Raw genomic sequence first — 8269 nt, 5'->3', positions numbered from 1 at the left:
CCAGCTGCTCGCCGGCTTCCTCATAGTTGAGGGAGGCATAACCCTTGGTACGGGACTTGAGCATGTCAAAGAAGTCGAAGATGATTTCACCCAACGGCATGGTGTAGCGCAGCTCCACGCGGTCTTCGGACAGGTAATCCATGCCACCCATCTGGCCACGCTTAGCCTGGCACAGCTCCATCGTCGGGCCCACAAACTCCTCGGGCACAATGATGGTCATCTTCACAATCGGCTCATACACCTCGTTCAGCTTGCCGCTCGGCCAATCGGACGGATTGTGCACGACGGTTTCCGCGCCGTCTTCTGCTACCACACGGTAGGTCACCGACGGCGCCGTGGAAATCAGGTCCAAGCCAAACTCGCGCTCCAAGCGGTCGCGCGTGATTTCCATATGCAGCAGGCCCAAGAATCCGCAGCGGAAGCCGAAGCCCAGGGCCACGGAGGTCTCAGGCTCGAAGGTGAGGGAGGCGTCGTTAAGCTGCAGCTTCTCCAGCGCGTCACGCAGGTCCGGGAAGTCCGCCTGGGAGATGGGGAACAAGCCGGAGTACACCATGGGGTTCGGGTCGGCGTAGCCCTTGAGCGGCTCAGTAGCGCCATTCGACGCCCACGTAATCGTGTCACCCACCTTGGTCTCACGCACGTTCTTCACACCGGTAATGAGGTAGCCCACCTCGCCCGGGCCCAAACCCTCACACTTCTGCATGGTGGGTGAAACGATACCCACCTCCAGCAACTCATGGTTGGCGCCCGTGGACATCATGGTGACCTTCTGACGCGGGTTGAGCTTGCCGTCCATCATGCGGATATAGGTCACCACGCCGCGGTAGGTGTCATAGACCGAGTCGAAGACCATGGCGCGGGCCGGGGCATCGGGCCCGAACTCGGACGTTGGAGCAGGGATGAGCTCGGCGACCTTATCCAGCAGCTCAGGCACGCCCTCGCCGGTCTTGCCGGAGACGCGCAGCACCTCTTCTGGTTCGCAGCCAATGATGTTAGCGATTTCCAGGGAGTACTTCTCCGGGTCAGCCGCAGGCAAGTCAATCTTGTTGAGAACCGGGATGATCTCCAGATCGTTTTCCATAGCCAGGTAGAGGTTGGCTAGGGTTTGGGCTTCGATGCCTTGGGCGGCGTCGACAAGCAGGATGGCGCCCTCACATGCCTCCAGCGCGCGGGAAACCTCATAGGTGAAGTCGACGTGGCCGGGGGTATCGATCATCTGCATGACGATCTCCTCCCCCTGACACGCACCGGACTGAGGAATCCAGGGCAGGCGCACGTTCTGCGCCTTAATGGTGATGCCGCGCTCGCGCTCGATATCCATGTTGTCGAGGTATTGGTCGCGCATGTCGCGCTCCTCCACCACCTGCGACAACTGCAGGATGCGGTCAGCCAGCGTCGACTTGCCGTGGTCGATGTGGGCAATGATGCAAAAGTTTCGGATCTTGGACGGATCCGTAAACGTCGTGGCCGCAAAGTTTCTAGACATGCGTTTAGAATAGACGACATGTTTAGGTTGGCCCGCATTTTAGGCTTCGGACGCCCCGAGCCGGTCGATGACGGCCTGCAGCGCATCACCGAGCGCCTCGGGATGAACCAGCCCGATGTCGTCACGGAACCGCGCAAAGCCGCCGACATCCGCGTCGAGGCTGCCGCCGCCCATCCCCGCAGCGTCTTCTTTACGCCCGACATGGATGGCCAGGCTGACTCTGGTGAAGTGGTGTGGGTCTGGGCGCCTTCCGACGGCAAACAGTCCCCGCCGCGCGAACGCGCTGTGCTTATTGTCTCCCGCACCCGTACCACCGTGCTGGGTTTGCTGATTTCGGCTAACCCGGGGCACGCGAACAAGGAGGAATGGCTCGACATCGGCACCGGCGAATGGGACGAATCCGGCCGGCAGTGTTGGGTACGCATCGACCGCGTGCTGGAAATCTCCGAGGAGCAATGCCGCCGCCAGGGCACGCTCTTCCCGGAGAGGCGCTTCGAGCGCATTGCCAACCGGCTGCGCTCGCGCTACCACTGGGCGTGATTTGGGTTTTCATAGCCTGGCTTGCTAAATTTTGTGGGATGCCGAGGCATGTGTGGCGGTCAGGACCTTGGGTCCGCCTTCCTCGGTCAACATTCCTACGACTCTAAGAGGTATAACAATGGCAAACATCAAGTCCAAGCAGAAGCGCGTTCTCACCAACGAGAAGTCCCGTCAGCGCAACAAGGCCGTGCGTTCCGCCGTACGCACCGAGATCCGTAAGTTCCGCGAGGCCGTCGAGTCCGGCGACAAGGCTGCAGCGGAGAAGCAGCTGCGCGTTGCTTCCCGCGCACTGGACAAGTCCGTGTCCAAGGGCGTCTTCCACCGCAACAACGCGGCCAACAAGAAGTCCGGCATGGCCACCGCCTTCAACAAGATGGCCTAAATGAAACCGCTCCTGAAGTGGGTAGGCGGAAAACGTCAGTTACTTCCCGCCATCCACTCCATGCTGCCTGAGAGCTTCGACACTTATGTCGAGCCTTTCTTGGGCGGCGGAGCGGTTCTTTTTTCTTTGGCGCCCTCCCGCGCCCGGGTCAATGACCTCAATACCGAGCTCATTACCGTGTACGAGGTCGTCCGCGATGACGTGGACGAGCTCATCGCCCTGCTCAAGGGCTATCCGAATGATTCGGATTTCTTCTACGAGATGCGCTCCCGCGACCGTTCGCCGGAGTTTGCGCACTTAAGCGCCGTCGAGCGTGCTGCACGTACGATTTATCTCAACAAGACCTGCTACAACGGGCTTTACCGCGTGAATAACGCCGGCCAGTTCAACGCCCCGTTTGGCCGCTATGCTAATCCCACGATTTGTGATGAGCCGAACCTGCGGGCGGTTTCTTCCTATTTGTCCGCCAATGACGTGGTCTTTTCCAACGGTGATTACGCTGCGTTGGAGGCGCATGAGGGGGATTTTGTCTACTTCGATCCGCCTTATGACCCGGTAAACCCGACGAGTAATTTCACCGGTTACCAATCCGGCGGGTTCGGCCGTGCGGATCAGATTCGCCTCAAAGAGACGTGTGACGAGCTAGATGCGCAGGGAGTGAAGTTCCTACTGTCGAATTCCGCGACGGATTTCATCAAGGAGCTCTACGCCGACTATCGCATCGAGATTGTGGGGGCCACGCGCGCGGTGAACTCCGTGGCGTCGAAGCGCGGCAAGGTCAACGAGGTGCTGGTGCGCAACTATGCTTAACGACGCCGCGTGGGACCTCGTCTTCCCCCACATCCAGGCCGAGATTGCCGAATCCGGTTCCACGGTCCTGGAAGCGAGTGAGCTCAAACGGTTGTCGGGGCGTGAGCCGCGTTTGATGGCTAAGCACGATTTTTCTGCGGCACGCCCAAAGGTATTCCAAGAGCATGGGCTGTCGATGTTGCCGATTCGCCGCGATGCGTACCTCATTGGCCGCTTCGATCTGTACCAGCCTTTCCCGGAGCAGGCAGGCCCCCTGACGACGATGCCGGTGCCACGGCATATTAAGTCCATCGACTTTGACAACTTGAGCTCCGAAGCCACAGCGCTCACGGCGGCAAGCTTGAGCGGCATGGTGGATGATTTCATCGGTGCCGAGTGTGTCGCGACGGTCAGCGGACGCATGTCGACGCTGCAGCTGCCGATGACTATCGACGGCCGCGAGGTGGTTGTCGACCGTGCCCAGATGGAGATTGATGCCGGTTTTGAATCGGCGGAGCACCTCGTCCTGCTGGAGGCGAAGAACCACGTGTCCCCCGACTTCAATATCCGTCAGCTGTATTTTCCTTTCCGCCGCTTCAGTCTGGCGTTGGAGAAAGAGGTCGTACCGGTGTACATGGTGTATTCCAACGGCGTGTTCCATTTCTACCGGTATGCGTTTAGGGATCCTGCGGATTTCCGCTCTATCGAGTTGGTCGCGGCTCACCGTTATATCCTCGGTCCTTCGACGGTCACCGCCGAAACCGTGCGCAGCATTCTGGCCGCCACGCAGGTAGAGCGTCCGGGGTTCCCTTTCCCCCAGGCGGACTCCTTTGCGCGCGTTATTAGCTTGTTGGAAAACCCAGTTCCCAAGGCGGACATGCCCGAACAGTATGGTTTTACCCCGCGCCAGGCGGACTACTACACCAACGCGGCTCGCTACCTTGGCTTGACAGAGCTGCGCGGCACCCGCGATGAGCGCAATGCTGCCCTCATTCAGGCGCTGGCTTCGCGCCCGGTGTTCCGGGATATGCTCACGCACGTGGTGGACACGTGCCGTGCGCTGAACAAGGACGAGGCCTATGCCTTGATGCGTAGCGCGGACTTGGGGCTTAAAGAGTCCACGCTGCGCCGGCGCTCGTCCACGGTGACGGCGTGGTCGCAGTGGGTAGCGGAACTGCTCGAGATGGGCCAGCTCCGCATTCCGAGTTAGGTGGCTCGGCTTTTTGGGCTAGGCGGCTTGGATTCCGGCCCAGACGAGAGCGCAGCCGGCGACGACGAAGAAGGCGCCGGAGCCGATATCAATCCACGGACCCGCGGCGAGAAGGCGCCGGCGAATTGCGCGCGTCGAAATCACCGTGGAGAAGAAGACAAACATCAGGTAGCTCGATAGCGACAGGCTCAACACCAACGCTATCGAGAGCCAGATGGGCGGGTGCGGCGGCAGCAGCGGAGCCACCATCGCGGCCAAGAAGAGCACGATTTTTGGGTTGGAGAGGTTGGTGGCAAGCCCGGTGCGGAAGACCTTAGCCATCGACCCTAGGCGAGCAGCCGCATCGTCCTCATCTTGCGGGGGATGCTTGCGCAGCTCAAGGCCCGAGCGGATGGAAAGCACGCCCATGAAGACCAAGAAGCAGCCTCCCACGACCTGAATGAGCGACATGACCCCCGGGAATGCCGACAGCAGAGCCGCGGCACCAAAGACCGTCAGCGTGCACCAGAAGAGCACGCCGACCTGGATACCGGTGGCCGCCGCGATGGCATGGCGGCGCGAGCGCGTGGCATAACGCGTAATCAACACGACGTCAGGGCCCGGCGCGGCGGCGCCCACCAGGTTCATCAGCAAAATGGCCGCGAATGCGGACCAGCTCATGACAGGCGCTCGAGAAGATCCTCGCGGCCAAACATGCGAGCCGAGTCAATGGCATTGGGCTGGCCGGCGGTGGGATCGGCGTGGGCGTCAAGGAGGGCGTCAATCACCGCGTCTTCCTTCTTAAAGATAGCCCCGGCCAGCGGGGACTGGCCGCGATCATTGAGGAGGTTGACGTCGGCACCGGCGGCGACCAGCTGGCGCACCAGCTCGGCATGCCCGTGGTAGGCAGCGAGCATGATGAAGGACTGGCCTTCTTGGTTCACCATGTCGACGTTGACGCCCTGCGCGATGTAGTCGAGCAGAGTGGCGTCGCCGCTGCGAGCGAAATCAAAAAGCTTGGTTGCAAAGTCCTGGATCTCATCCATGGTGGGATAGTTTAGCGCGCTAACTCTGCCACCCGCCGCACGGCGGCCTCAATGGCGAATTCCTCGTCGCCGCCTTGGCCCTTCACCGCGCCATCGAGTTCCGCCATGAGGATGACGGCCTTGGTGATGTTGTCCCCCGACCAGCGGCGAGCCACCGGTTGAGTAATTTTAACGGCATACGGCGCCATGCCGGTCTGGGAAGCCAGCGAGTACTGGTCTCCTCGCGCAGAATACAGGCGCGCGATGTTGCCTACTTTGTTCGCCAACGCCGAAGCGATAGCCACGGGACTTGCGCCCAACTGGAGCGCGCGGCGGCACGTCGACACGGCCGCCTCCACGCGCCCGGCCACGGCCGCATCCGCAATGTCCCAGTTGGCCACCTCAGCCACGCCCACGTAGTACTCGTGGACCGCCTCGCGCGTGACCTTACCGCCGGTGTCGAAGACGAGCTGGGAGATGGCGGAGGCGAGTTCGCGGAGGTCGGACCCGACGCCGTCGAGAAGCGCCTGCACCACGTCCGGGGTCGGACGCACGCCGTGGGAGGCAAACTCGCGCGTGGCCCACGGAGCCAGCTCGTTGGGGTACAGGGAAAACACCTCGTGGACCTCACCGCTCTTGCGCAGGGCAGCGACGATCTCCGGTGGCTTCTTCTTTTTCTTCAGCGTCTTCGCCGTCACCGAATACAAGAGGATAAGGGTAATGCCGGGCATGGGGTTGGCGCAGGCGTCGAGAAGAATGCGCGTGACCTCCTTGCCTGCCTTTTCCACATCACTAATGACGATGCAGCGCTCATCCCCGAACAGGGAGGGACTGGTGGCCTCGAGGATTTCTCCTTCGCTGACCTCCGAGGCCTTGAGCTTGGTGACATCGCCCTGCTGAACGCTCAGGCGGGCGCGCTCGGCCAGGAATTCATCGTCGCCGAGGATGAGATGCACGGACATGCCTGTCATCTTAACAGCGCCGCGATGAGCCACCCCACGAGCAAGAGCACCGCGACGGGACCGGCCTCGACGGTGGTCAGCGGCATGGCGGCAGCAACGCCGTGAATCCAGTCCGCAAGCGGTTCAATGAGGATGACGAGCGGGCGGCCGAGCCCTACCTGTGCGAGCACGGCGGCAATGAGGCCCACGACGGTGATGATCGGTACGACGGGGGCTGCAAGCACGTTGGCGATGACGGAGACCACCGATACCCTGCCCGCCATGAGCGCGATGAGCGGCATGGTGACGATGTCTGCGGCAATCGCCACGGCGAAGGCGCGCGCGATAATGCCAGTACCGAGCACGCGCAGCAGCAGCGGGGTCAGCGCCACGATGCCGACGGTGGCTGCGACGGACAGCGCGAAGCCAAAGCTGACCGCAAGGTCGCTATCGGCAGCGAGCAGGAAAAGCACGCCGAGGGAGAGCGCGTGGAGTGGTTCCATCGTGGAGGAATTGAGCACGGCGAGGAGGCCTGCCACCCCGGCGACGGTGGCGCGCTGGACGGAGGGCTCCCACCCCACGAGTGCGACAAACAGTGCCAACGCGCCTGCCGACGCCCCCACGCGCACCCTCTGCCCCCTCACCACCAACGCCGCGGCGGTGCACACCATGGCAACGTTGGACCCGGATACCGCGCTTAAATGCGAGAGCCCGGTATCGATGTAGAGCTGCTTGTCTTCGGGGCTTTGGAGACTGGTATCGCCCAACACCATGCCGGGGATGAGGCCGTTATCGCAGATGGCGCGGAAATTCTCTGCCACGGCGGCAGTCCAGCTGTGTGAGTGGGCAGTGAGCTCGCCGCTGAAGACGGTCTGGCCCACCCCAACACGATCGGAAGAACCGGGCCGGCCGTGGATGGTCACGAGCGAGCCGGCGTAAGCTTCGGGCTGCTCGTCGAGGAAGACCGGCAGCTGCGTCGGATATCCGGGAACGCTCAAGCGGACCATCCAGCCGGAGGCGGTCTGGATGGGGTCTGCGGCGAGTGTGCCGGTGACCTCGGAGCCAAAGTGGAAAGCCTCGGCTCGCCGCATGCGCACCGCCGCCAACGTAGCGAAGAGTGCGCCGCTGGCCGTACACAAAATGGCCTGGCCGGGCGCGCGCCGAAGGAAGGCGAAACAGGCGACAAGCCCTAGTAACAACCACGGCTGGCCGAAGAGTACGGCGAGCGTGGCCAGCCACGCCACCACCGCAGCCGGTGCGAGCCGCAGCTCCCTCATGGACGCACCTTGTCCTTGAGCTGAGCGAACTTAGCAGGCCCTATGCCGGATACATCCATGAGCTGTTCTATCGACGTGAAGTGGCCGGCCTCCTCGCGGTGCGCAATGATGGCCTCGGCCGTTGCCGGGCCCACGCCCGGCAAGGTAATGAGCTCCTCAGCGGTCGCGGAATTGAGCGACACCGTGTCGTCACTGGTCTCGCCCCCGCCGCCGTCGTCCTCAGCGCCGGGGAGGGCGCCGACGGTGATCTGTTCGCCGTCGTTAAGCTTCTGCGCCAAGTTGAGGTTATCCGTGGGTACCTTGGGGCCCGCGGCCTCGAGGGCATCGTTCACGCGCGCGCCCGGCGCTAACGTGACCAGGCCAGGGGAATCCACCTCCCCCACCACGGACACCACGATATCCGCCGGCGGCGCGCTGCTCACCGCGGGAACCTCGTAGGGGTTAGCTGCCTCGCGCGAGCCACCCAGCCACAACAGCAGCCCTACCGCCGCCAGACCCACCGCAACCAGGGCAAGCCGCGGCGGCACCCGCAGGCGCGGGCGCGGGTAGTCCACGGAAAGCAACTCTTCTTCCCCGGTGGGCCGGGTGAGGTCACGCAGGCGGTCAGCGATAGCATTCATGACCGTGACGCTACGCAGCC

The 8269-nt window shown here is 62.7% G+C and carries 10 protein-coding genes; 4 read left to right on the top strand and 6 right to left on the bottom strand.

The annotated features are described in order from the left end of the window. On the bottom strand, nt 1-1486 hold a 1486-nt coding region (lepA, locus tag HMPREF2875_RS00650), incomplete at its 3' end, for a translation elongation factor 4 (protein ID WP_070669539.1). 18 nt (nt 1487-1504) lie between these two features. Here lepA and HMPREF2875_RS00645 point away from each other — a divergent pair. From HMPREF2875_RS00645 to HMPREF2875_RS00630, 4 genes are all read left to right on the top strand, one after another. Next, nucleotides 1505-2026, top strand: a complete 522-nt coding sequence (locus tag HMPREF2875_RS00645; RefSeq protein WP_070669538.1) for a type II toxin-antitoxin system PemK/MazF family toxin — start codon at nt 1505-1507, stop codon at nt 2024-2026. Between the two features lie 118 nt (nt 2027-2144). After that, nucleotides 2145-2408 (top strand): 30S ribosomal protein S20, encoded by a 264-nt coding sequence (gene rpsT, locus HMPREF2875_RS00640; RefSeq protein WP_039676378.1) that lies wholly within the window; start codon nt 2145-2147, stop codon nt 2406-2408. Continuing rightward, nucleotides 2409-3218, top strand: a complete 810-nt coding sequence (locus HMPREF2875_RS00635) for a DNA adenine methylase (protein ID WP_070669537.1) — start codon at nt 2409-2411, stop codon at nt 3216-3218. Further along, a complete protein-coding gene (locus tag HMPREF2875_RS00630) occupies nt 3211-4407 on the top strand; it encodes a type II restriction enzyme (protein WP_070669536.1) in 1197 nt (398 codons plus the stop codon). The genes HMPREF2875_RS00635 and HMPREF2875_RS00630 overlap by 8 nt, the downstream gene beginning before the upstream one ends. Nucleotides 4408-4425: 18 nt before the next feature. On the opposite strand, the gene HMPREF2875_RS00625 is transcribed toward HMPREF2875_RS00630, so the two are convergent. Genes HMPREF2875_RS00625 through HMPREF2875_RS00605 form a run of 5 tightly spaced genes read right to left on the bottom strand, consistent with a single transcriptional unit; the run spans nt 4426 to nt 8249 of the window. Continuing rightward, nucleotides 4426-5067, bottom strand: a complete 642-nt coding sequence (locus HMPREF2875_RS00625; protein ID WP_070669535.1) for a LysE family translocator — start codon at nt 5065-5067, stop codon at nt 4426-4428. Further along, the gene (locus HMPREF2875_RS00620; RefSeq protein ID WP_070669534.1) at nt 5064-5432 is read right to left on the bottom strand and encodes an ankyrin repeat domain-containing protein; all 369 of its coding nucleotides are present in this window, start codon (nt 5430-5432) and stop codon (nt 5064-5066) included. The genes HMPREF2875_RS00625 and HMPREF2875_RS00620 overlap by 4 nt, the downstream gene beginning before the upstream one ends. Nucleotides 5433-5443: 11 nt before the next feature. Next, entirely contained in the window at nt 5444-6382 is a 939-nt protein-coding gene (holA, locus tag HMPREF2875_RS00615; protein ID WP_070669533.1) for a DNA polymerase III subunit delta, read from the bottom strand. Next, the gene (locus HMPREF2875_RS00610; protein WP_070669532.1) at nt 6379-7629 is read right to left on the bottom strand and encodes a ComEC/Rec2 family competence protein; all 1251 of its coding nucleotides are present in this window, start codon (nt 7627-7629) and stop codon (nt 6379-6381) included. Before HMPREF2875_RS00610 ends, holA begins: the two co-directional genes overlap by 4 nt. After that, nucleotides 7626-8249, bottom strand: coding sequence for a helix-hairpin-helix domain-containing protein (locus tag HMPREF2875_RS00605; RefSeq protein ID WP_070669531.1), 624 nt, complete (start codon nt 8247-8249; stop codon nt 7626-7628). Before HMPREF2875_RS00605 ends, HMPREF2875_RS00610 begins: the two co-directional genes overlap by 4 nt. Nucleotides 8250-8269: the final 20 nt, after the last annotated feature.

Source organism: Corynebacterium sp. HMSC078H07 (genome assembly GCF_001812805.1).
Lineage (GTDB): Bacteria > Actinomycetota > Actinomycetes > Mycobacteriales > Mycobacteriaceae > Corynebacterium.
The sequence above is the reverse complement of the archived record's forward strand: the minus strand, read 5'-3'. Positions and strand labels throughout refer to the sequence as shown.

What these genes read in the sequence shown, in the direction of transcription:
- HMPREF2875_RS00605 (WP_070669531.1), bottom strand. Translation starts at nt 8,249, where the DNA reads ATGAATGCTATCGCTGACCGCCTGCGTGACCTCACCCGGCCCACCGGG.
- HMPREF2875_RS00610 (WP_070669532.1), bottom strand. Translation starts at nt 7,629, where the DNA reads ATGAGGGAGCTGCGGCTCGCACCGGCTGCGGTGGTGGCGTGGCTGGCC.
- holA (WP_070669533.1), bottom strand. Translation starts at nt 6,382, where the DNA reads ATGACAGGCATGTCCGTGCATCTCATCCTCGGCGACGATGAATTCCTG.
- rpsT (WP_039676378.1), top strand. Translation starts at nt 2,145, where the DNA reads ATGGCAAACATCAAGTCCAAGCAGAAGCGCGTTCTCACCAACGAGAAG.
- HMPREF2875_RS00645 (WP_070669538.1), top strand. Translation starts at nt 1,505, where the DNA reads ATGTTTAGGTTGGCCCGCATTTTAGGCTTCGGACGCCCCGAGCCGGTC.
- HMPREF2875_RS00630 (WP_070669536.1), top strand. Translation starts at nt 3,211, where the DNA reads ATGCTTAACGACGCCGCGTGGGACCTCGTCTTCCCCCACATCCAGGCC.
- HMPREF2875_RS00635 (WP_070669537.1), top strand. Translation starts at nt 2,409, where the DNA reads ATGAAACCGCTCCTGAAGTGGGTAGGCGGAAAACGTCAGTTACTTCCC.
- HMPREF2875_RS00625 (WP_070669535.1), bottom strand. Translation starts at nt 5,067, where the DNA reads ATGAGCTGGTCCGCATTCGCGGCCATTTTGCTGATGAACCTGGTGGGC.
- HMPREF2875_RS00620 (WP_070669534.1), bottom strand. Translation starts at nt 5,432, where the DNA reads ATGGATGAGATCCAGGACTTTGCAACCAAGCTTTTTGATTTCGCTCGC.